At 35.3% G+C, this 21,733-nt stretch carries 19 protein-coding genes; 8 read left to right on the top strand and 11 right to left on the bottom strand.

Annotation, left to right across the window (positions count from 1 at the left end):
- Positions 1-51: 51 nt before the first annotated feature.
- Both galE and NNL09_RS04215 read right to left on the bottom strand, forming a co-directional pair.
- Positions 52-1,068, bottom strand: a complete 1,017-nt coding sequence (gene galE, locus NNL09_RS04220; protein WP_025663362.1) for a UDP-glucose 4-epimerase GalE — start codon at positions 1,066-1,068, stop codon at positions 52-54.
- Positions 1,069-1,110: 42 nt separating this feature from the next.
- On the bottom strand, positions 1,111-1,566 hold the full coding sequence (locus NNL09_RS04215; protein ID WP_025663361.1) for a GAF domain-containing protein: 456 nt from the start codon (positions 1,564-1,566) through the stop codon (positions 1,111-1,113).
- 183 nt (positions 1,567-1,749) lie between these two features.
- Between NNL09_RS04215 and NNL09_RS04210 the strand changes: the two genes are divergently transcribed.
- Together NNL09_RS04210 and NNL09_RS04205 are read left to right on the top strand one after the other, a co-directional pair.
- On the top strand, positions 1,750-2,319 hold the full coding sequence (locus NNL09_RS04210) for a DUF3347 domain-containing protein (protein WP_196909232.1): 570 nt from the start codon (positions 1,750-1,752) through the stop codon (positions 2,317-2,319).
- A 193-nt stretch (positions 2,320-2,512) separates the two neighbouring features.
- Entirely contained in the window at positions 2,513-3,277 is a 765-nt protein-coding gene (locus tag NNL09_RS04205; protein WP_025663359.1) for a M15 family metallopeptidase, read from the top strand.
- 110 nt (positions 3,278-3,387) lie between these two features.
- Here NNL09_RS04205 and aceA read toward each other — a convergent pair whose 3' ends face one another.
- A complete protein-coding gene (aceA, locus tag NNL09_RS04200) occupies positions 3,388-4,665 on the bottom strand; it encodes an isocitrate lyase (RefSeq protein ID WP_025663358.1) in 1,278 nt (425 codons plus the stop codon).
- Positions 4,666-4,697: 32 nt separating this feature from the next.
- A complete protein-coding gene (aceB, locus tag NNL09_RS04195; protein ID WP_196909231.1) occupies positions 4,698-6,296 on the bottom strand; it encodes a malate synthase A in 1,599 nt (532 codons plus the stop codon).
- 103 nt (positions 6,297-6,399) lie between these two features.
- Between aceB and NNL09_RS04190 the strand changes: the two genes are divergently transcribed.
- Positions 6,400-7,899 carry a helix-turn-helix domain-containing protein gene (locus NNL09_RS04190; protein WP_231389154.1) on the top strand — a complete coding sequence of 500 codons (1,500 nt, stop codon included), beginning with the start codon at positions 6,400-6,402 and terminating at the stop codon, positions 7,897-7,899.
- A gap of 130 nt (positions 7,900-8,029) precedes the next feature.
- Here the strand turns inward: NNL09_RS04190 and groL are convergent, their stop codons facing one another.
- From groL to miaB, 7 genes are all read right to left on the bottom strand, one after another.
- Positions 8,030-9,667 carry a chaperonin GroEL gene (gene groL / locus NNL09_RS04185; RefSeq protein ID WP_025663355.1) on the bottom strand — a complete coding sequence of 546 codons (1,638 nt, stop codon included), beginning with the start codon at positions 9,665-9,667 and terminating at the stop codon, positions 8,030-8,032.
- Positions 9,668-9,787: 120 nt separating this feature from the next.
- Positions 9,788-10,063: a co-chaperone GroES gene (gene groES, locus NNL09_RS04180; RefSeq protein ID WP_025663354.1), complete on the bottom strand. Its 276-nt coding sequence runs from the start codon at positions 10,061-10,063 to the stop codon at positions 9,788-9,790.
- A 155-nt stretch (positions 10,064-10,218) separates the two neighbouring features.
- Positions 10,219-10,548: a preprotein translocase subunit SecG gene (gene secG, locus NNL09_RS04175; protein WP_025663353.1), complete on the bottom strand. Its 330-nt coding sequence runs from the start codon at positions 10,546-10,548 to the stop codon at positions 10,219-10,221.
- Between the two features lie 7 nt (positions 10,549-10,555).
- A complete protein-coding gene (locus NNL09_RS04170; protein ID WP_196909230.1) occupies positions 10,556-11,512 on the bottom strand; it encodes a hypothetical protein in 957 nt (318 codons plus the stop codon).
- Between the two features lie 53 nt (positions 11,513-11,565).
- The gene (gene lptE, locus NNL09_RS04165; protein WP_196909229.1) at positions 11,566-12,072 is read right to left on the bottom strand and encodes an LptE family protein; all 507 of its coding nucleotides are present in this window, start codon (positions 12,070-12,072) and stop codon (positions 11,566-11,568) included.
- A gap of 5 nt (positions 12,073-12,077) precedes the next feature.
- Positions 12,078-13,343, bottom strand: a complete 1,266-nt coding sequence (locus NNL09_RS04160; RefSeq protein ID WP_196909228.1) for a sigma-54 dependent transcriptional regulator — start codon at positions 13,341-13,343, stop codon at positions 12,078-12,080.
- A gap of 46 nt (positions 13,344-13,389) precedes the next feature.
- Positions 13,390-14,835, bottom strand: a complete 1,446-nt coding sequence (gene miaB / locus NNL09_RS04155; RefSeq protein WP_196909227.1) for a tRNA (N6-isopentenyl adenosine(37)-C2)-methylthiotransferase MiaB — start codon at positions 14,833-14,835, stop codon at positions 13,390-13,392.
- A gap of 133 nt (positions 14,836-14,968) precedes the next feature.
- Here miaB and NNL09_RS04150 point away from each other — a divergent pair, with 133 nt between their 5' ends.
- The 5 genes from NNL09_RS04150 (at position 14,969) to gldL (ending at position 21,727) form a co-directional block, all read left to right on the top strand.
- On the top strand, positions 14,969-15,757 hold the full coding sequence (locus NNL09_RS04150; protein ID WP_196909226.1) for a hypothetical protein: 789 nt from the start codon (positions 14,969-14,971) through the stop codon (positions 15,755-15,757).
- Positions 15,758-15,865: 108 nt separating this feature from the next.
- Positions 15,866-18,367 carry a type I DNA topoisomerase gene (gene topA, locus NNL09_RS04145; RefSeq protein WP_025663347.1) on the top strand — a complete coding sequence of 834 codons (2,502 nt, stop codon included), beginning with the start codon at positions 15,866-15,868 and terminating at the stop codon, positions 18,365-18,367.
- Between the two features lie 8 nt (positions 18,368-18,375).
- Complete coding sequence (locus tag NNL09_RS04140) at positions 18,376-19,539, top strand: formimidoylglutamase (protein WP_025663346.1); 1,164 nt, start codon at positions 18,376-18,378, stop codon at positions 19,537-19,539.
- A gap of 110 nt (positions 19,540-19,649) precedes the next feature.
- The gene (gene gldK / locus NNL09_RS04135) at positions 19,650-21,023 is read left to right on the top strand and encodes a gliding motility lipoprotein GldK (RefSeq protein ID WP_196909225.1); all 1,374 of its coding nucleotides are present in this window, start codon (positions 19,650-19,652) and stop codon (positions 21,021-21,023) included.
- Positions 21,024-21,100: 77 nt separating this feature from the next.
- Entirely contained in the window at positions 21,101-21,727 is a 627-nt protein-coding gene (gldL, locus tag NNL09_RS04130; protein WP_025663344.1) for a gliding motility protein GldL, read from the top strand.
- Positions 21,728-21,733 lie beyond the last annotated feature (6 nt).

The following is a 21,733-nucleotide window of genomic DNA, read 5'->3' as shown; positions in this document are numbered from 1 at the left end:
TGAAGAGTTATTCTTCAGGGTTTTTTATATACTAGTTCTATTTTTTTGTGTCTAGCTTCTAACCTTTTGTTCCCATTTCCAGGCAGAAGTAAGAGAGTCGTCCAAGCTACTTTTTGCTTTCCAACCTAGTTCACTATTTGCTTTAGTAGTATCTGCATAAGCTGCTGTGATATCACCTTCTCTTCGTTCTACAATTTTGTAGTTTAGTTTTTGCTTAGATACTTTTTCAAAGGATTGTATCACTTCTAGAACAGAACTTCCTGTACCAGTGCCTACATTAAATACTTCGTAATTAGAAGCATTCTTGCCTTCTAATAATCGTTGTAGGGCTACTACATGAGCTTTTGCAAGATCTACGACATGTATGTAGTCTCTAATGCAGGTTCCGTCTGATGTGGGGTAATCATCACCGAATACAGATAATTGCTCTCTTAGCCCTATTGCTGTTTGTGTAATAAAAGGAATCAGGTTTTGAGGAACTCCAATAGGAAGTTCTCCGATTTCTGCCGAAGGATGCGCTCCAATTGGATTAAAATAACGTAATGCAATGGCTTTTAAGGCAGGATATACCTTACAGGTATCTCTTATGATTTCTTCCCCGATCTGTTTTGTGTTTCCGTAAGGAGACTCTGCTGCTTTAACCGGGGCATCTTCTGTAATTGGTAACTCATCTGCCTGACCATATACCGTACAAGAAGAACTAAAAATAAAACTTGCCGATGGTTTATTAGCTAATTGCTGAAGGATATATACCAGAGTCGATAAATTATTCTCGTAGTATAACAAAGGTTTTTCTACGCTTTCACCTACAGCCTTTGATGCTGCAAAATGAATAACCCCCTCTATATCATTATGACGGTTAAAAAAATCTTGAACCTTATCCTTTTCTCTAAGGTCAAATTTTTCGAAAATGAGATCTTTTCCTGTGATTTCACAAATTCCTTTAATCACATCGGGTGATGAATTCGAACAGTTGTCGATAATAACAACTTCATACCCTTTGTTTTGTAACTCTACAACGGTGTGAGAACCAATAAACCCCAATCCCCCCGTGACTAAGATTTTCATATGTAAAATGATTTAATATTTGCACCAACGAAGGAACAATAATTAAAGGATTTTAGCAACTTCTTGATTTACAAATTCTAAAAATCGTTCATCTTTTTCTGTAAAAGGATCTGAGCTCTCAGAGTCAATATCAATCTGCCCAATATTTTCTCCGTTCTTAAATAGAGGGATTACGATTTCTGATTTAACAGTTAGACTACATGCAATATAATTATTTTGTGCCTGCACATCAGGAACCACAAAATTCTCATTAGAAATAGCAACCTGACCACAGATTCCTTTTCCGAAAGGAATAATATCGTGATCTGTTTTTTCACCAACGTATGTACGAAGTTTTAATTCTTCTTTGTCTTCGTTTTTAAAATAAAAACCAACCCAATCATAGTGATCTATATTGTCTTTAAGTAGCTTGCAAATCATGTACAATCTGTCTGTAACAGATTCGTCATTGTCTTTAAGTATATAAGTAATCTGGGGTTTTAAATCTTCAAAAAGCATTCCTAACAATTTTTTCCCGGCAAAAATATCTAAAAAAAATATAAAAGCCTCTTATTTAGAATGGTATTGTTTTGTTAAAAAATCATTTAAAAAGTAAAAATGCATTGGCGATTGTTTTATATATAGAGTATTTTTGACATCTTAATAGTAAAGAAACTAGATTAATTTTTAGTGTATAATTGCATGTGTAGTAGTATTTTGAGAACAACAGGAAGATTTTTTATAGTAATAGTATTTATAACTTTGGCAGGAGTTTCCTGTAATAAAGATAAGAAACCCGAATCGGTTACTGTAGATGATAGTGTAAATGAAATTGCCGATTATAATAAGACCGATTCTAGATCAGAAGTTAAGTTTTCTGATGTAAAAATTCAAGAAATATATGGTTTGTATCTATCTGTAAAAGCAGCTTTAGTAAATTCTGAAAGTAGTATTGTGCAGGGAGAAACAAAAAAATTAGAAGCAGTTATAGAGGATTCAAAAGAAAATGAGCAGCTTAAAGCAGTTTCAAAACTCATTTCACTAACCAAAGACATCAAAAAACAACGTGATTTTTTTGTAACACTAACTAGTGAAGTAGAAAAACTGATAGGTAAAGCAGAAATTACATCGGGTGAAGTGTATAAGCAATTTTGTCCTATGGCATTTGATGGAGAAGGAGGGTATTGGTTATCTGATTCTAAAGAAGTTAGAAATCCATATTATGGAAAAAAAATGCTTGCCTGCGGAAATGTAGAAAAAACCTTTAAGTAACAGGTAAATTCGTGTTATTTAACATAAAATATAAAATATATTTCACTTATAGAGAAGTAAGAAAATACTTATAATGGAAATATTGATTATATTTATAAGGAATCAAGTGCGTAAATAAACTGAATTTTGAGGGAAATTTAAGGCATTAATACGTACTGGATTAGTATTGTAATTGGGATAAAACAAAAAGGATATGATTGAGAAAAAATTAATCTTGTTGATTTTTTCTGTACTCTTTTTTTCCTGTAGTGAAGCAAAAATGACTCCTGGACCTACGGTCCAGACGATTGCTCTTATAGAAAAATCTAAAGCACTACAGTTACGAGGGAAGAAAGTAGAACAGAGTATGCTCAGAAAAAAAGATTCGATAGTAATGCTTATCGGTGGACCGAGTATAGAAGTTTCTTCGAATGATAAGGATTTTGTAAACATAGAAAGCTTGTCTGATGAGTTTATTTTGGATATGAAATATGCTACTTCTGATAATTTTTTAAAAGAAAAAGTATATTCTTGCGCCAAATGCTTTGTTAGAAAAGACGTGGCAGAAGCACTTATAAAGGTAAATAATGATTTGCTTACTCAAGGATACAGAATAAAATTCTTTGATTGCTATCGACCATATAGTGTACAGAAAAAAATGTGGAAGATTTTTCCTAACCCTGGATATGTCGCAGACCCAAAAGGAGGATCTGTACATAATAGAGGAGCAGCTGTAGATATAACTTTGGTTAGATCGGCAGGTGGGCATGTTGATATGGGGACAGGTTTTGATCATTTCGGAAAAGAAGCGCATCATTCGTATAAATCGCTTTCGAAAACGGTACTTGGGCATCGTAAGTTGTTAAAGGAAACTATGGAGAAGCATGGCTTTAAGACCATTAGAACAGAATGGTGGCACTATAATTTTAAAGGAAACACAAAGTATAAAATATCAGATTTTAGGTGGAAATGTGATTAACGTTTGTTGTTTTTAGAGGCGAGTAATGATTAAAAAAACGACACTCACCTTAATGAGTGCCGTTTTAAAGCACAATAATTGTAAAAATCGGAAAAAATCATGCTTTATGTTTAGAACTGCTCGACTTCTGTGCTACCTTCCATAGCTACAGTCGAAGCTTTACCTGCAGTTACTGTATTTTGTACAGCGTCAAAGTATGTGGTGCCTACAAATCCCTGATGTTTTACTGCACGAAATCCGTCTTTTTGTAGCGCAAATTCTCTTTCTTGTAATTCAGAATAGCCAGCCATTCCTCTTTCTTTATATGCTTTAGATAATTCAAACATACTTGTGTTTAATGCATGAAATCCTGCAAGAGTAATGAATTGAAATTTGTACCCCATAGCAGCCAACTCTTCTCTAAATGTTTCCATTTCTGAAACAGAAAGCTTTGCAGCCCAGTTAAAAGAAGGAGAGCAATTGTATGCCAGCATTTGATCTGGATATTTGGCATGGATAGCTTCGGCAAATTCACGAGCCTGTTCTAAGTCGGGATTACTGGTTTCCATCCAAATAAGATCGGCATAAGGAGCATATGATAACCCTCTGTCAATGCCTTGTTCTATCCCGTTCTTAACATAAAAGAAACCTTCATCTGTGCGTTCTCCTGTAACAAACTTTCTATCGCGTTCATCTACATCACTGGTCAATAAATTAGCAGCATCAGCATCGGTACGTGCAATAATAACTGCAGGTACTCCCATTACATCTGCGGCAAGACGAGCGGCAACTAATTTATTAATAGCTTCCTGGGTGGGAACTAATACTTTTCCGCCAAGATGGCCGCATTTTTTTGCAGAACTTAATTGATCTTCAAAATGAACTCCGCTGGCACCCGATTCTATCATAGACTTCATCAATTCAAAAGCATTTAGGTTTCCTCCAAAACCGGCTTCGGCATCTGCAACGATAGGAACCAAATAATCCTTTTTGTTTTCCTCGCCATTTACTACTTGTATTTGATCTGCTCGCAGTAATGCATTATTAATTCTCTTTACAACTTGCGGAACACTATTTACAGGATATAGAGATTGATCTGGATACATTTGTCCGGCAAGATTTGCATCGGCGGCCACTTGCCACCCACTTAAGTATATTGCTTCTAATCCTGCTTCTACTTCCTGTACAGCCTGGTTACCTGTTAGTGCTCCTAATCCCGCTACAAAATTCTGAGTTTTTAGTTTCATCCATAGTTTTTCAGAACCTTGTTTAGCTACACTATGCTCGATTTTGTATGAACCTTGTAACTTTACTACTTCTTGGGCAGTATAAGGACGTTCTACATTTTTCCATCTTGGATTTGTGGTCCAATCGATAATCAATTCTTCTATTCTTTGTTCTGTGTTCATGACTTATTGATTTTACTATATATTGATTTACTTTATATGTATTGATATGCTCTGGTGGTAAGAAATTCTTCAAACTCATCTGAGGTTACCAGTTTTTCGAATATCTGGATGGCATTTTGATAATTTTCGGTTTCGAAGAGTACGTTTCCTACCTGCTTTTTAATTACCTCAAGTTCATCTTTGAAAAGAGTAGTGAATAATGAGTTATTAAGTGTTCTGCCATCTTCTAAAACTACTTCATGTTGTAGCCATTGCCATATTTGAGTTCTGCTAATTTCTGCAGTAGCGGCATCTTCCATAAGATGATATAATGCTACTGCTCCATTCCCTCCCAACCAGGTGGCGATATAATGAATTCCTACGTTAATATTTTGCCGGATTCCTTTTTCGGTAATCGTACCTTTTGGGATGGCTAAAAGATCATTTTCGGTAATGTTTATATCATCACGTTTTACATCCATTTGATTTGGATTTGGCATATGAGTATCAAATACGCGCATTGCCAGTGCTACCAATCCCGGATGTGCTACCCATGTACCGTCATGACCGTTTTTTACTTCTCGCTCTTTATCTGCTTGTACTTTGGCATATGCAATTGCATTTCTGTCTTCGTCATCTTTAATTGGGATTTGTGCAGCCATACCGCCAATTGCCAGGATATTTCTTTTGTGACATCTTTGAATTACCAGCTTGCTATATGCATCCATAAAAGGACTGGTCATTGTTACTTGGGCACGATCAGGAACTACAAAACCTGGGTGATTTCTTAGTTTTTTGATGTAGCTAAAAATATAATCCCATCTTCCGCAATTCAGTCCAACGATGTGATCTTTTAATGCATAGATAATTTCATCGAGTTGAAAACTTGCTGTAATAGTTTCTACTAAAACTGTCACCTTTACTGTTCCGTGTTTGATGCCTAAGTAGTTTTCAGAAAAATCAATTACATCGTTCCACCATATGGCTTCAGTAAAATGCTCTAGTTTAGGGATGTAGTAATAAGGCCCGGTACCGTTTTCTTTAAGCTGTTCATTGTTATGAAACAGGTACAAAGCAAAATCAAATAGAGAAGCAGATACTTCTTCACCTTTTGATAAAAGATGTTTTTCATTAAGATGTAAGCCTCTTGGTCGTACGATTAATGTGGCTGTTTTTTCGTTAAGCCTGTAGGTTTTATCTTTTTTAGGGTTATAAAACGAAATAGTTTTGTTAACCGCATCTTTTAGGTTTTTTTGCCCTTGAAGACAGTTTTCCCAAAGCGGAGCATTGCTGTCCTCGAAGTCGGCCATAAATGTTTTGGCTCCAGAGTTTAGAGCGTTAATTACCATTTTTCTGTCGACAGGCCCTGTGATTTCGACTCTTCGATCTTGTAGATCCATAGGAATTGGTGCAACTGCCCATTCGCTATTGCGAATCTCTTTGGTGTTTTCTGGGAAAGAAGGGTGGGTTCCCAGATCAAATAGTTGTTGCTGGCTTTGGCGATTTTTTAAAAGGACTAATCGTCTTTCGTTAAAACGATTTTGTAAGGCCTCTAAAAAAATCAGGGCTCCATCGGTCAATATTTCTGGATGGTAGTTTTTAACTTCTTTGGTGAAGCTAATTTTCTGATTAAGGTTTGTCTGTGTTTCCATAACTAATATCGTTTGAGTGAACAATATTATAAAAAAGTTTTTTACAAAACAAGCGAACGTTCGCTAAATGTGAACTTTTTGTTTTTTCGTGAATTACGCAAAAATGGTTACTTTTGAACTTATGGCGATAGCAGAAGAATATATTAGGTTGATTTTCGGTCTGAAAATCAAGCAAATACGAACAGAGAAGGATTTGTCTCTTTTCGGATTGTCAAAGTTATGCGGGCTTTCTAAATCGTATTTAAATGAAATAGAAAAAGGAAAAAAATACCCTAAGACAGATAAAATTATCAAACTTGCAGAGACATTTGATGTTCCTTATGATAATTTGGTTTCTCTAAAATTAGATAAAAACCTGGCCCCAATTGGTGAAATTTTACAATCTGGAATACTAGATGAGATTCCGTTAGAATTGTTTGGTATACAGCAAAGCGATTTAATTGATATTATAGCTAATGCACCATCAAAAGTAAATGCGTTTATAAGTACGATTATTGAAATTGCACAGCATTATAACATGAGTCGTGAAGGTTTTTATCTGGCTTCTTTACGATCTTATCAAGAAGCGCATAACAACTTTTTTAAAGATCTAGAGGATAAGGCTTTGCGATGTGCTAACTCATATCAGTTGGACTTAAGTGGAAAAATTACTTCGGCTGATTTAGAAGATATTCTTAAGGAAGAATATGGATATACGATTAATGTTGCCGGGATTCCAAAACAGGAAGAATTGGATAACCTGAGATCGGTATTTGTGCCCTCTACAAAAACACTATTGTTGTCAGATCGAGTAGATGAGGCTCAAAAAACGTTTATTTATGCCAAGGAATTGGGATATCAATACCTGGAAATTACCGAAAGACCTTATACCTTTTCATGGATAAAGTATGATAATTTTGAAGAAGTATTACACAATTTTTATGCGTCGTACTTTGCTGGTGCCTTAATTATTCCTAGAGCTCATTTGAAAGAGCACCTTAAGGAATTATTTTTAATGAAACGATTCTCTGAGAAAGCTTTTCATAAGATTATGAAATTGTATAATGCTTCTCCAGAATCTTTTTACCAACGTCTTACTAATGTACTACCAAAAGATTTTGGTATGCAGAATGTATTCTTTCTTCGGTTTACTCATAAATTAGGGGCAGAGAAATTTAATTTGGTTAAAGAGTTACATATCACGCACCAGCAGCAACCTCATGCTAATGAGGTAAACGAGCATTACTGTAGACGATGGATGGCTATTAAGATTTTGCAGCATACGGCTACTAAAGATTTGGAGTATGCATTTAATATTCAAATCTCTGATTATGTAGATACAGATCAGCAATATTTGGTATTTACTTCGGCGACAAAGGACCCTTTTAAAAAAGACTATTATCGTAGTATAGGGATTGGGTTTTTGAAATCTTCTACTCTAGAGAAAAAAATCAATTTTGTTAATGATGCAAAAATATTAAAAGAAAAAGTGGGGGTCACTTGCGAATCGTGTTCGTTGGTAGATTGTGAAGCTAGGATGGCTCCTCCCAAGCAACTATTAGCTAAGGAAAAACATAAAAAGACAGCAGAGTTGGTAGAGGGTATCATGAAACAATATTCTTAGTGTTAGATAAGTTTAAAGACTGTCTTTTCGATAAAAGAAAACCCCATCCTGAATTTTCAGAATGGGGTTTTGTATTCTTAACAAATTTATATTCGCAAACTTGCTAAATATTTTTGCTGTCGCCAGGCGACTACATCATTCCTGGCATACCTCCGCCCATTGGTGGCATTGCGCCTCCAGCAGGAGCATCCTCTTTAATGTCTATTAGTGCACATTCTGTAGTAAGGATCATACCAGATACAGAAGCTGCATTTTCAAGAGCTATACGTGTTACTTTTTTAGGATCGATAATTCCAGCTTTAAGCATGTCTACGTAATCTTCAGATTTAGCATCGTATCCAAAATTATCTTTACCTTCAAGAACTTTAGAAATTACAACAGATCCTTCACCTCCTGCATTTTCTACAATCGTTCTAAGCGGTGATTCAATTGCACGGTTTACAATTTGTATACCAGTAGCTTCATCAGCGTTTTCCGTTTTTACTTTGTCTAATACAGCTTTAGCTCTTACCAGGGCAACACCACCACCGGCAACAATACCTTCTTCTACAGCAGCACGAGTAGCATGAAGTGCATCGTCTACACGATCTTTCTTTTCTTTCATCTCTACTTCAGAAGCAGCACCAACATATAGTACAGCAACACCACCAGCTAATTTTGCTAAACGCTCCTGTAATTTCTCCTTGTCATAATCAGAAGTAGTAGTTTCTATTTGTGCTTTGATTTGATTTACTCTGTTTTTGATTAAATCTTCTCCACCAGCACCATTAACTACAGTCGTATTATCTTTGTCGATAGCTACTTTTTCAGCAGTACCTAAGTGTTCAATAGTAGTATTTTCTAGTGTAAAACCACGCTCTTCAGAAATTACAGTACCTCCCGTTAGGATGGCAATATCCTCTAGCATTGCTTTGCGTCTGTCTCCAAAACCTGGAGCTTTTACAGCTGCAATTTTAAGAGCTCCACGTAGTTTATTTACTACAAGTGTAGCTAATGCTTCTCCGTCTACATCTTCTGCGATAATTAAAAGTGGTTTTCCGGTTTGAGCAACAGGCTCTAAAACTGGAAGCAGATCTTTCATAGCAGAAATCTTCTTATCGTAAAGTAAGATGTATGGTGTTTCCAGATCAGCTGTCATTTTTTCGCTGTTGGTTACGAAGTATGGAGAAAGATATCCTCTGTCAAACTGCATTCCTTCTACGATATCTACAGTAGTATCAGTTCCTTTTGCTTCTTCTACTGTGATTACTCCTTCTTTACCAACTTTCTCAAAAGCTTTGGCAATAAGGTCTCCAATAGTTTCATCGTTGTTAGCAGAAATAGCAGCTACCTGTTTGATTTTATCAGAAGAGTCACCTACTTCTTTTGTTTGTTTTGAAAGATCTTCTGTGATTGCTTTTACAGCTTTATCGATACCACGCTTAAGATCCATTGGGTTTGCGCCAGCAGCTACATTTTTAAGTCCTTCTTTTACGATAGCTTGAGCTAATACAGTTGCGGTAGTAGTACCGTCTCCTGCAAGATCATTAGTTTTAGAAGCTACTTCTTTTACCATTTGTGCTCCCATATTCTCAAGAGCATCTTCAAGTTCTACTTCTTTAGCTACAGAAACACCATCTTTGGTTACTGTAGGAGCTCCAAAAGATTTACTAATAATTACGTTACGACCTTTAGGTCCTAAAGTTACTTTTACCGCATTAGCTAATGCATCTACACCACGTTTGATACCATCACGTGCTTCTATGTCAAATTTTATGTCTTTTGCCATAATTAATTTTTTAAAAAATTAAAATCCAAATCTCAACATTCAAAACTTCCAGAATATTTTCATAGAATATATTGAATAAAGCAGTGGATTTGTTTTTTGTGATTTTTAAATTGATACTTCTTATACGATAGCAAGGATATCATCCTCACGCATGATTAAATAATCCTTTCCATCTAATTTTAATTCAGTACCAGCGTATTTACCATAAAGTACGGTATCACCAACTTTAACAGTCATATCGTGATCTTTTTTACCGCCACCTACAGCAGCTACTTTACCTTTTTGTTGTTTTTCCTGGGCTGAGTCAGGAATAAATAATCCTGATGCTGTTTGCGTCTCTGCAGGAAGTGGCTCTACAACCACACGGTCTGAAAGAGGTTTGATGTTTACTCCCATTATGATTTGTTGTTTTTTTTGTTAAAATTAAAATGAAATCTTCGATGCTTCTTATTTCAGAAATTATGCCAGTGGGACGATACTGACAAATTGAAACAAAAAATGTCGACTATATGACAAGTCGACATTTTTGTTGTTGTTTTTTTTAATAGATGTTATTCTTTGTCATCATTTTCTGTTGCCGGAGGAGTAACAGGAGTTTCTATCTGAACATCCTCGGTATTAACTTTTGATTCGGGAATAGAGCTTCCGCCCATTAAATCTATATTAGATAGTAGGATTAATACCAGTAATAGTGTCGCTAATGTCCAGGTACTCTTGTCTAAGAAATCTGTAGTCTTTTTTACACCACCTAGTTGTTGTGTTCCGCCACCACCAAAAGAAGAAGATAATCCACCTCCTTTAGGGTTCTGTACCATAATTACTACTACCAGTAAAAAAGATACGATAACGATTAGGATTAAGAATATTGAAAACGTTGTCATTATATTGTTATTTATTTTCTTGTAATTTTTTTATCGCTCGAATTTGGTCTGCAAAGAAACCACTTTTTTCGGGATTTTTCAAAATTAATATGTTATAAGCCTGAATTGCTTTTTTATAGTTTTTCTGAACCAAATATACTCTGGCCAAAGTTTCTGTCATTAATTCGTCTGAAGGAACTAGATTTTCCTTAGCCAGATTACGCGCAGGAGTATTCTTGGCAGCAGGTTGTATCTTAGGATTGTTAGCGATAAACTCATCTATCAAATCGAATTTATGTTTTTGATCTAATGATTTAACAGGTTTTTGTTCTTCAATTTCAGGAATCGGAGCTTTGGTTTCCTGATCAGAATCTCTATCTATTGGGTGTAAAGAGGTTAGTTTTAACCATTCTGCAAAAGAATGTGTTTCTTTTTTATTAAAATCCAGAGGTTTATCAATTTGTAAAGTTTCTTCTGGAGTTTTGTTTTTATCTTGAATATTTTTTGTTTGATCTTTTTCTGTTATATCAGGAGTTGCAGACTTAGCAATTTCGATCTGTTTAAGAGTGCTGTTTTCTTTTCTTTTAGAAAATAATTTGGGATCCAGAACATTTTCTGCTTCTTTCATTTTCATTCTTACAGCATCATCCATAGCTATTCTCGGAAGCATTTTAATCTCTTCTGGATCGATAACTGTTATATCGGACTTATGTTTCTTTTTTACTTCTTCGGTAATGTTACTTTCTTTAAAAAGATCAGAGGTGATAAAATCAAATAATACACTGCGATCTGTAGTGTATGCTGCGGTGGTCTTTAATTCCTGGTTGTACCTAAAACTTTCCTGATCTTTTAAGGATTTTAATGCCAATGCTCTTGCCGACTGAAAATAAGGAAATGTCCTTGTGATTTTTTCAAGGGATTTTGCCTGCTCCTTATTAAGTTGGGCAGGATTTTGAAGCAAATATGAAAACTCTTTAATATTCAACTAGTACTAATTATATATATTATTCAACTCTTTGATAGAGTTTACCATTGTTTTTACCATCTGGCCAGTGTGGCATTAAACATATCTTGTGTGATTCTTTCAAAAATTACATCCAAGGCCTGATCTCTTATCGTATTTTCTGATGAAGACGCGGGATAATCAAAGAAAAAAGAAAAACGTTGTTCTAGGTCTTGAGTTGGATCTTTTGTGTCATAAAACCTCATGTTTATCGCAATCGTTAATCGGTTTTGAGCAGCTGTTATGTTTGATGTTGCTGTATTTGGTGAAACATAATCTTGTACGATTTCTCCTTCGTAGATGATATCTCCTCCAGAAGTAGATAAACTAAGATTAGTTTGATTAAGGATTAAATCTTGTAGCTGATTTGTAAAGGTTTGATCGGCTCCAGGAAAAATTCTTGGGGATTGGTTTTGGAAAAAATTAACCTGAAATGTTTTTGTATCGGGAGAAATATTTGTTCCGGTAAAGGAGTATGCTCCGCATCCTTGAAGCAAGACCATTACGATTAGTGTCGCTGCTATATATATTAATTTTCTCATCAATGTTATAAATCGTATTGTTTTATTTTTCTGTATAAGGTGCGTTCACTAATTCCTAATTCTTCTGCTGCAGCTTTACGTTTGCCTCTATGGCGTTCTAGAGATTTTTTAATCAATTCCAGTTCTTTATCATGCAATGATAATGTTTCTTCTTCTTCAATTTCTTCGGCAAAATGGTATTTATCATCTTCTTGTCGCTGAATTGCAATTTGAGGCGGTATTTCGAGTACTTCAGAGGTTGTTGCTGGTCTCTGAGGTTCTTCAAAATGTGTTTCTTCTTCCTTCTCCTGATAAATTTTTTGAATTAACCTTTCATTATCTTTTTGTACTTGTTGTGTGTTACCACTTTGCATTAGCTCCATGGTTAGTTTTTTGAGATCATTAAGATCACTTTTCATATCAAAAAGCACTTTGTACAATATTTCTCTTTCATTACTGAAATCACTTTCTTTTTTATCTGCAGAAATCACCGCGGGTAAATTACTTCCGATATTTGGTAGATATCCATGTAAGGTGGCTCCTGTTATCGTTCTGTTTTGTTCAAGGACTGAAATTTGCTCTGCAATGTTGCGTAATTGTCTGATATTACCACTCCAGTGGTATTTTTCTAATAAGATAACTGCATCCTCACTTAGCCGAATTGTAGGCATCTTATATTTGGTAGCAAAGTCGGAAGCGAATTTTCTGAATAATAAATGAATATCTTCTTTGCGATCTCTAAGTGGAGGTAAAAGAATTTCTACTGTACTAAGACGGTAGTAAAGATCTTCTCTAAATTTACCTTTCTTAATTGCATCAAACATATTAACATTGGTAGCTGCTACAATACGAACATCTGTTTTTTGAACTTTTGACGATCCTACTTTAATAAATTCACCATTCTCTAATACTCTTAATAAACGTACTTGTGTAGTAAGCGGTAATTCTCCTACTTCATCTAGGAATATCGTTCCGCCATCGGCTACTTCAAAATAACCATTTCGGGTTTGTGTCGCTCCTGTAAAGGCTCCTTTTTCGTGACCAAAAAGCTCACTATCTATTGTGCCTTCGGGTATTGCTCCACAGTTTACGGCAATGTACTTGCCGTGTTTACGATGAGACAGAGAGTGTATAATTTTAGGAATACTTTCTTTACCTACACCACTTTCTCCGGTCACTAAAACCGAAATATCGGTAGGAGCTACCTGGATCGCTTTTTCCACAGCACGGTTTAACTTAGGATCGTTTCCTATGATTCCGAATCGTTGTTTTATGGCTTGAATTGATTCCATTTATGGAGTTTGTTTTTTGTTTTAAATGCGTGCTATAAAGTTATCGTTAATTATTGTCAGAATATCCAATTGCTTCACCAAGTAAAGTCGCACTGGTACACTCATCGATACGAACCATTACAAAATCTCCTATTTGATATTCTCCTTTTGGGAATATGGCTACAATATTTTTTGTAGTTCTCCCGCTCCAATGTTGATCAGATTTTTTAGATTCTTTTTCAATTAATACTTCAAAAGTTTGTCCAATATAACTTTGATGTCTATAGGCACAGTGTGTTCGTTGTAAAGCAATAACTTCTGCGAGTCTTCGCTTTTTTACATCTTCAGGAACATCATCTTCTAATTTACGCTCGGCAAGTGTTCCTGGTCTTTCAGAATAAGCATACATATATCCGTGCTCATATTTTACATATTCTAATAGAGACAATGTATCTTGATGATCTTCTTCTGTTTCTGTAGGAAAACCAATAATCATATCCTGAGTAATTGCGCAATCTGGGATTATTTGTTTAATATTATCAATCAAATCCATATACTCTTGTCGCGTATGTAGGCGATTCATTGCTGCAAGAATACGATCACTACCACTTTGTATAGGGAGGTGAATATGCTTACAGATATTTTTATGTTTTGCCATAATTTCTATCACATCTAATGTCATATCCTGAGGATTAGATGTAGAAAAACGAATACGTAATTTTGGATGTCTCTGGGCTGTCATATCCAATAATTTGGCAAAATCTACTGCTGTAGCTTTTTGAAAATCACTAGCTTTTTGAAAATCTTTTTTTAGGCCACCACCATACCATAAATAACTATCTACATTTTGCCCTAATAAAGTAATTTCTTTAAAATTTTGAGCTACCAGGTCATCGATTTCTTTTAAGATGCTTTGGGGGTCGCGACTACGTTCTCTACCTCTGGTAAATGGTACTACGCAAAACGTACACATGTTATCACAACCCCGGGTAATAGATACAAAAGCAGATACGCCATTGCTTTGTAAACGAACAGGTGCAATATCGCCATAAGTTTCTTCTTTAGAAAGGACAACATTAACCGCATTACGCCCTGCATCTACTTCTTCGATCAGGTTAGGGAGATCTTTATATGCATCTGGCCCAACGACAAGATCGACTATTTTTTCTTCTTCAAGAAATTTACTTTTTAGGCGTTCTGCCATACATCCCAGAACTCCAACTTTCATTCCTGGATTGATTCTTTTTACTGCATTATACTTTTCTAGTCTTTTTCTAACTGTTTGTTCGGCTTTTTCTCTAATAGAACAAGTGTTTACCAATACCAAATCAGCATCTTCAAGATGTTGTGTAGTGTTAAAACCTTCTTTGGCCAGAATGGAAGCAACAATTTCACTATCGCTAAAATTCATCTGGCAACCGTAACTTTCTATAAAAAGCTTACGTTTATTTTCTTTGTTCTGATCAAGAGCAAGCGACTGTCCCTGTATACTTTCGTCAATAATCTTCTCCATAAAATAATTCCTTACCGATTGGGGTCAAATAGTGTGCAAAGATACTTTTTAATACGATTTGTGACAAAGTGGCAGGGATTTATTTTCTAAAAAATCTATATTTGATAACTTTCAACCCATAAATGTAGATGTAATGACAAATACACTCTTTGAGAAAATAGAAAACAGTAAGGCCATTGATTTTGGTGATATTTTTAATAAAAGTATTGAGCTTTTTAAAAAAGTATGGCTTCAGGGGTTTGTACACTTGCTTATTACGATATTGGTTATGCTTCCTTTATTTTTTGTGATGTATATTCCTATTATTGCTCTTGCCGGCATATCAGGATTCGAAAATAGTTATGAAAGTTATGGTGACTACGGATACCCTAGTGAAGAATTGTCTGTGGGTCTAATGTTTTTATTTATTGTGCTGGTTTTGATTATGAGTATGATTGCTTCTGCACTTCAATTTGGGATTACCGCACATTTTTATAGAGTTTGTAAACAGGTAGATTTAGGTTTGCCAGAGACATCTTCATATTTTATGTTTCTTAAAGGAAAATATTTAGGAAAAGTATTTACGTTGGCAATAGCAATATTTGGGATAGCAATTTTAGCTGCACTATTGTGTTACCTTCCGATTCTTTATGTAATGGTTCCTCTGCAGTTGTTAGGTGCTATATTTGCTTTTAATCCAGAGTATAGTGCTTCAGATCTTATAAAAGCTAGCTTTAAATTTGGGAATAAAGTTTGGGGCGTTTGTTTTGGTTTAATACTAGTAGCGTCTATTTTATCTCAATTAGTAGGGATGATTTTGTGTTTTGTGGGGGTGTTTTTTACAGCCTCTTTTGTTTATTTGCCAATCTATTTTATATATAAGGATGCATTGGGTTTTGAAGATGATGAATTTGAAAACAAAGAAACATTATTTGTAAAATAAAAAATAAGAAACCTGCTGATCAGCAGGTTTTTTTTGAACTAATTTTTTTGATAAAGAATCTTGATATCAAAAAATTGATATACTTTTGTCGTCAGAAATTAAAGGACTATGGCTAAGAATTTAGTGATTGTGGAGTCGCCTGCTAAGGCCAAAACGATAGAAAAGTTTCTTGGAAAAGAATATACAGTAGCATCCAGTTTTGGGCATATTGCAGATTTACCTTCCAAAGAATTAGGAGTTGATGTGGATGGGGATTTTAAGCCCAAATACATTGTTTCCAAGGATAAGAAAGATGTTGTGAAAAGACTGAAAGATCTTTCTAAGAATGCTGATATGGTATGGCTGGCAAGTGATGAGGATCGAGAAGGAGAGGCTATTGCATGGCACCTTGCAGAAACTCTTAAATTAGATAAAGACAGAACACGTCGTATTGTTTTTCATGAGATTACTAAAAATGCTATTCTTAAAGCAATAGAGAATCCTCGCTCTATAGATTACAATCTTGTAAATGCGCAGCAGGCCAGACGTGTTTTGGACCGTTTGGTTGGGTATGAGCTGTCTCCTGTATTGTGGAGAAAGGTAAAAGGAGGGTTGTCTGCAGGAAGAGTACAATCTGTTTCGGTACGATTGATCGTAGAACGAGAACGTGATATTTTAGGCTTTAAACCAGAAGCTTCATATAGGATTGATGCAGAATTTTCTAATCAAGCTGGTAAATCTTTTAAAGCTAAGCTTCCTAAAAATTTTAAAACCAAAGAAGAAGCAGAAGCATTTTTAAAGAAAAACCTTGGAGCATCGTTTAAGGTAGCAGATCTTTCTACAAAACCTGCAAAAAAATCACCAGCTCCGCCATTTACAACATCAACATTACAGCAAGAAGCCTCAAGAAAATTGTATTTCTCTGTGAGTAAAACAATGACGATGGCGCAACGGTTGTATGAAGCAGGTTTGATTACTTATATGAGAACAGATAGTGTTAACCTATCTGTAGAAGCTCAAAATGGAGCAAAGGCAGAAATTGATTCGGCTTATGGTAGTGAATATAGCAATCCAAGACAATATAAAGGGAAATCTAAAGGAGCACAAGAAGCTCACGAAGCAATACGTCCTACAGATTTTTCAAGACATAGTGTAAATGTTGATTATGATCAACAACGTTTATACGAATTGATTTGGAAACGAGCTATTGCTTCGCAAATGAGTGATGCCAGATTAGAAAGAACTAATGTAAAGATTGATGCCAACACACATAAAGAGCAATTTACTGCCAATGGAGAGGTGATAAAATTCGAAGGCTTTTTAAAAGTATACTTAGAAGGTAATGATGATGAGGATGAAGAGCAAGAAGGAATCCTTCCTGCAATGAAAGTGCAAGAAAGCTTGTTTAATAAATATATTTCTGCAACAGAAAGATTTACAAGAGCGCCAGGGCGATATACAGAAGCTTCGCTGGTTAAAAAATTAGAAGAACTGGGGATAGGAAGACCATCAACATATGCTCCTACGATTTCTACAATTCAGAATAGAAACTACGTAGAAAAAGGATCTAAAGAAGGAGAGGTTCGTAATTATATTCAAATGATTCTTTCGGGAGATGCTGTGAATGAGAAAAAACTATCTGAGAAAGTAGGTAGCGATAAAGGAAAGTTAATTCCAACCGATGTAGGGATGGTTGTAAATGATTTTTTGGTAAATCATTTTGCTTCAATTCTCGATTATAATTTTACTGCAAAAGTAGAGCAGGATTTTGACGAAATAGCAGAAGGTCAGGAAGATTGGACTCATGTGATGAAAGAATTTTATCAAGAGTTTCATCCAAGAGTAGAGGATGTATCACAGAATGCAGAGCGAGAAGTGGGAGAGCGTATTTTAGGAGAAGATCCGGCTACAGGTAAGGTAGTAAGTGTGCGATTGGGTAAATTTGGACCAATGGTTCAGATTGGTACTGCCGATGATGAGGATAAACCAAAATTTGCTAGTTTGCCTCCTGGACAAACATTAAGTGGTATTACCTATGAAGAAGCAATGGATTTGTTTCAACTGCCAAAAGAACTTGGTGTGTATAAAGGAGAGACTATTGTAGTTAATAATGGCCGTTTTGGGCCCTATGTGCGTTTTGGTGAAAAATTTGTTTCCTTAGAAAAAGGAGAAGATCCATTAAGTACTTCTTTAGATAGGGCTATTGAGTTAATCGACGCTAAAGAAAAAGCTGATGCACCTATATATGTATATGAAAACCTTCCTGTTCAAAAAGGGAAAGGCCGATTTGGCCCCTTTATTAAGTGGAACGGAATGTTTATCAATGTAAATAAGAAGTATGACTTTGATAATCTATCTGATGATGATATCGTGTCACTTATAGAAGAGAAGAAGCAAAAAGAAATTGATAAGGTTATTCATAATTGGGAAGAAGAAGGGATTCGAGTTGAAAAAGCCAGATGGGGTCGTAGTAATATTATAAAAGGTAAAGTTAAAATTGAACTGCCTAAGACCGTTGATGCTTCAAAATTAACGCTGGATAAAGTAAAAGATCTCATAGAGAAAAATGCTCCCAAGAAAAAAACTGCAGCAAAAAAGAAAACTACAAAAAAGACCACTAAAAAGAAATAAACCAATATATGTCTTTCGAATTTCTTATACCAGTTAGTGATTTAGTTACTGCTCATACTAATTTACTTTCTGAACATGCATTAGGAAATCAAATTAAAATTCATACAACAGCTAGCGGAGTACCTGATCTGGAAAAAATAGATGTTGCTATTCTCGGTATTCGGGAGAATAGGAATGATATTAATTTTTTGGGTGAAAACTTAAATTTTGATACCATTCGTAAATCGTTATACGAGCTTTACCCCGGGAACTGGAGTACTAATATGGTAGATCTGGGAGATATCACTCCAGGTAACGAGGTTAGCGATACTTACTATTTGGTGCAGGAAGTATTGTCTGCATTATTGGTGAAAAATATTATCCCCATTATTATAGGGGGGAGTCAAGATTTAGTCTATGCGCAATATAGATCATTCGATATTTTAGAACGAATGGTAAATTTGGTTAATGTAGATAGTAAATTTGACTTAGGAAATTCTTCTAAGCCTATCACGAATACTTCATTTGTAGGTAAAATTATTGTAGAACAACCGTATAATTTGTTTAACTATAGTAATATAGGGTATCAAACGTATTTTAATACTCAAGAAGAAATAGATCTGATAGAAAAATTATATTTTGATGCTTATCGTTTGGGAGAGGTTATTTCGGACGTAACTGTTGTAGAGCCAATTATGCGAGATGCTGATATCGTTTCTATAGATTTGGGAGTTGTTAATTCTACAAGTTTAAGTGGGTATGCTGCTTCTCCTAATGGTTTTGATGGTCGCGAAATTTGTGCGATTTCGAGATATGCAGGAATAAGTGATAAGGTTAAAAGTTTTGGAATTTATGAATTTAAAAACTTTAAAAACGAAGAAACTGCTTCCTTGTTGATTGCACAGATGATATGGTATTTTGTAGAAGGAATCAATTACAGGTCTAACGAAATTGATATTAAAAATTTAAAAAGTACACTACATTATAATGTGCCGATAGAAGACGAAATTTTGTCTTTTTATAAAAGTATTATGACCGGAAGATGGTGGATAGAAATACCATTTATTTCATCTGGTAATAATAAATTGAAAAGACATACGTTATTACCTTGCACATACAACGATTATGAGCGTGCTTGTAATCAGGAAATACCTGAAAGATGGTATAAGGCAAAACAAAAAAACGAAGTTTAACATTTTTATTAGGTCGATTTAAGGTTTTTTTTAGAAAAAAATTGTTTTTCTGGAAATAAATAAATAGGTTTACGTCCTTAAATCTAGAAGATCTTAACCTAAAACACGTTATGAAGAAATTTGTATCACTCTTTGCTATTTTAGCAATGCTCTACAGTTGTGGTGGTGGAAACCGAGGAGAACTGGTAGGAGCACAAGGGAAAAAATGGCACCCGCAAAAACCATATGGTATGGCCCTCATCCCCGGAGGTTCATTTATTATGGGTAAGTCGGATGATGATAAAGCAGCACTTGCAAATGCCCCTACAAGAATGGTTACGGTTCGTTCTTTTTACATGGATGAAACTGAGGTAACTAATAGCGAGTATAGACAATTTGTAAATTGGGTTCGCGATTCTGTTGTTAGGATGAGGCTAGCAATAATGGCTGATGAGCTGGGTAAAACCCCAGGTGATGACGGTATTGGAGAATTTGCATTTCTAGATGCTGATACCGAAAACATGTCCGTCTATGAAAAATATATGTACGATAACTATAGTGGTACAGGAGAAACTGGCTACGAAGGTAGAAAACTTAATAAGGATGTAGATATCGAATGGGATGTAAATGATTATCCCGATGAGTTTTATGCCGAAGTTATGGATACTATGTATATTCCTCTAGAAGAATCTTATAATGGTAGACGTACTTTAGATGTAAGTAAATTTGAATTCAGATTTACATGGATGGATATCCAGGCAGCTGCACGTGCTAGACAAGGAGGAAGAAAAGATTTTGTAAAAGAAGAAGTTATAAAAGTATATCCAGACACTACAGTTTGGATCAAGGATTTTAACTATTCATATAATGAGCCTATGCATAATGACTATTTTTGGCATAGTGCATATGATGACTACCCGGTAGTAGGTGTTTCTTGGGAACAAGCTAGAGCCTTCTGTCGTTGGAGAACTATCGAGAAAAATACCTATCAAAAGAAAAAAGGTAAAGAATTCGTGAATTACTTCAGACTGCCTACAGAGGCAGAATGGGAGTATGCCGCTAGAGGAGGCCTTGAGTCAGCTACGTATCCATGGGGAGGCCCATATGCGTTAAATGATAGAGGTTGCTTCTTAGCAAACTTTAAGCCTCTTAGAGGAAACTACGCAGCAGATAACTTTTTATATACTGTAGAAGCCAAAACATTCGACCCTAATGATTATAACCTATATAACATGGCCGGTAATGTTTCTGAGTGGGTACAGTCGTCTTATGATCCCGCAGCTTACGAGTATGTGTCATCAATGAACCCAAATGTCAATGATGATGAAAACAAACGTAAGGTTGTACGTGGAGGATCCTGGAAAGATGTTGCTTACTTCCTACAGGTAAGTACCAGAGATTACGAATACGCAGATTCTGCGAGGAGTTTTATCGGATTTAGAACAGTTCAGGACTACATGGGTACTGAATCGACTGGAGAAGCTAATACTCAAAATCAAAACTAAGTCCCAAAATTTTCTATCAACTTAATTACTAACCCTTTTTTAAAACTTAAGATTTAAAAAAACAAAACAAATTTATTATGGCAAATTCAAAAGCAAGCAAGAAATTAATGAACATGGTCTACGGTCTGGGAGCAGCCGTTGTAATATTAGGTGCACTTTTTAAAATTATGCACTGGCCATTTGGTAATGAAATGCTTATTGTTGGTTTGATCACAGAAGCATTAGTATTTACTGTTTCTGCATTCGAACCTGTAGACAACGATCTAGATTGGTCTCTAGTGTACCCTGAATTAGCAGGAGGAAACAAAAAAGACAAAAAAGAAAAAGAAACTCCAGAAGGATTATTGTCTCAAAAATTAGACGATATGCTTAAAGAGGCTAGACTTGATACTACTCTTATGAGTAGCCTTGGTGATAGTATCCGTAATTTTGAAGGAGCAGCAAGAAACCTTGGTCCTACAACAGATGCTATAGCAGGAACTAAAAAATATAGTGAAGAGATGGCAAGCGCAGCGTCGCACCTTGAATCTTTAAATAGCTTATACAAAGTTCAGTTAGAATCTTCTGCACGTCAGGCTGAAGCTAACCAGGCTATTGCTGAAAACGCAACTAAGCTTCAAAGTCAAATGGAAAGCCTTGCTAGTAACCTTTCTTCGCTTAATGGAGTATATGGTGGTATGTTAACTGCAATGAACAGAAGTTAACATTTT

Source organism: Aquimarina sp. EL_43 (assembly GCF_943422735.1).
GTDB lineage: Bacteria > Bacteroidota > Bacteroidia > Flavobacteriales > Flavobacteriaceae > Aquimarina > Aquimarina megaterium.
The sequence above is the reverse complement of the archived record's forward strand: the minus strand, read 5'-3'. Positions and strand labels throughout refer to the sequence as shown.

What these genes read in the sequence shown, in the direction of transcription:
- topA (WP_025663347.1), top strand. Translation starts at nt 15,866, where the DNA reads ATGGCTAAGAATTTAGTGATTGTGGAGTCGCCTGCTAAGGCCAAAACG.
- aceB (WP_196909231.1), bottom strand. Translation starts at nt 6,296, where the DNA reads ATGGAAACACAGACAAACCTTAATCAGAAAATTAGCTTCACCAAAGAA.
- NNL09_RS04205 (WP_025663359.1), top strand. Translation starts at nt 2,513, where the DNA reads ATGATTGAGAAAAAATTAATCTTGTTGATTTTTTCTGTACTCTTTTTT.
- secG (WP_025663353.1), bottom strand. Translation starts at nt 10,548, where the DNA reads ATGACAACGTTTTCAATATTCTTAATCCTAATCGTTATCGTATCTTTT.
- aceA (WP_025663358.1), bottom strand. Translation starts at nt 4,665, where the DNA reads ATGAACACAGAACAAAGAATAGAAGAATTGATTATCGATTGGACCACA.
- gldL (WP_025663344.1), top strand. Translation starts at nt 21,101, where the DNA reads ATGGCAAATTCAAAAGCAAGCAAGAAATTAATGAACATGGTCTACGGT.
- galE (WP_025663362.1), bottom strand. Translation starts at nt 1,068, where the DNA reads ATGAAAATCTTAGTCACGGGGGGATTGGGGTTTATTGGTTCTCACACC.
- gldK (WP_196909225.1), top strand. Translation starts at nt 19,650, where the DNA reads ATGAAGAAATTTGTATCACTCTTTGCTATTTTAGCAATGCTCTACAGT.
- groL (WP_025663355.1), bottom strand. Translation starts at nt 9,667, where the DNA reads ATGGCAAAAGACATAAAATTTGACATAGAAGCACGTGATGGTATCAAA.
- NNL09_RS04190 (WP_231389154.1), top strand. Translation starts at nt 6,400, where the DNA reads ATGGTTACTTTTGAACTTATGGCGATAGCAGAAGAATATATTAGGTTG.
- NNL09_RS04215 (WP_025663361.1), bottom strand. Translation starts at nt 1,566, where the DNA reads ATGCTTTTTGAAGATTTAAAACCCCAGATTACTTATATACTTAAAGAC.
- NNL09_RS04210 (WP_196909232.1), top strand. Translation starts at nt 1,750, where the DNA reads ATGTGTAGTAGTATTTTGAGAACAACAGGAAGATTTTTTATAGTAATA.
- NNL09_RS04150 (WP_196909226.1), top strand. Translation starts at nt 14,969, where the DNA reads ATGACAAATACACTCTTTGAGAAAATAGAAAACAGTAAGGCCATTGAT.
- NNL09_RS04160 (WP_196909228.1), bottom strand. Translation starts at nt 13,343, where the DNA reads ATGGAATCAATTCAAGCCATAAAACAACGATTCGGAATCATAGGAAAC.
- NNL09_RS04140 (WP_025663346.1), top strand. Translation starts at nt 18,376, where the DNA reads ATGTCTTTCGAATTTCTTATACCAGTTAGTGATTTAGTTACTGCTCAT.
- miaB (WP_196909227.1), bottom strand. Translation starts at nt 14,835, where the DNA reads ATGGAGAAGATTATTGACGAAAGTATACAGGGACAGTCGCTTGCTCTT.
- lptE (WP_196909229.1), bottom strand. Translation starts at nt 12,072, where the DNA reads ATGAGAAAATTAATATATATAGCAGCGACACTAATCGTAATGGTCTTG.
- groES (WP_025663354.1), bottom strand. Translation starts at nt 10,063, where the DNA reads ATGGGAGTAAACATCAAACCTCTTTCAGACCGTGTGGTTGTAGAGCCA.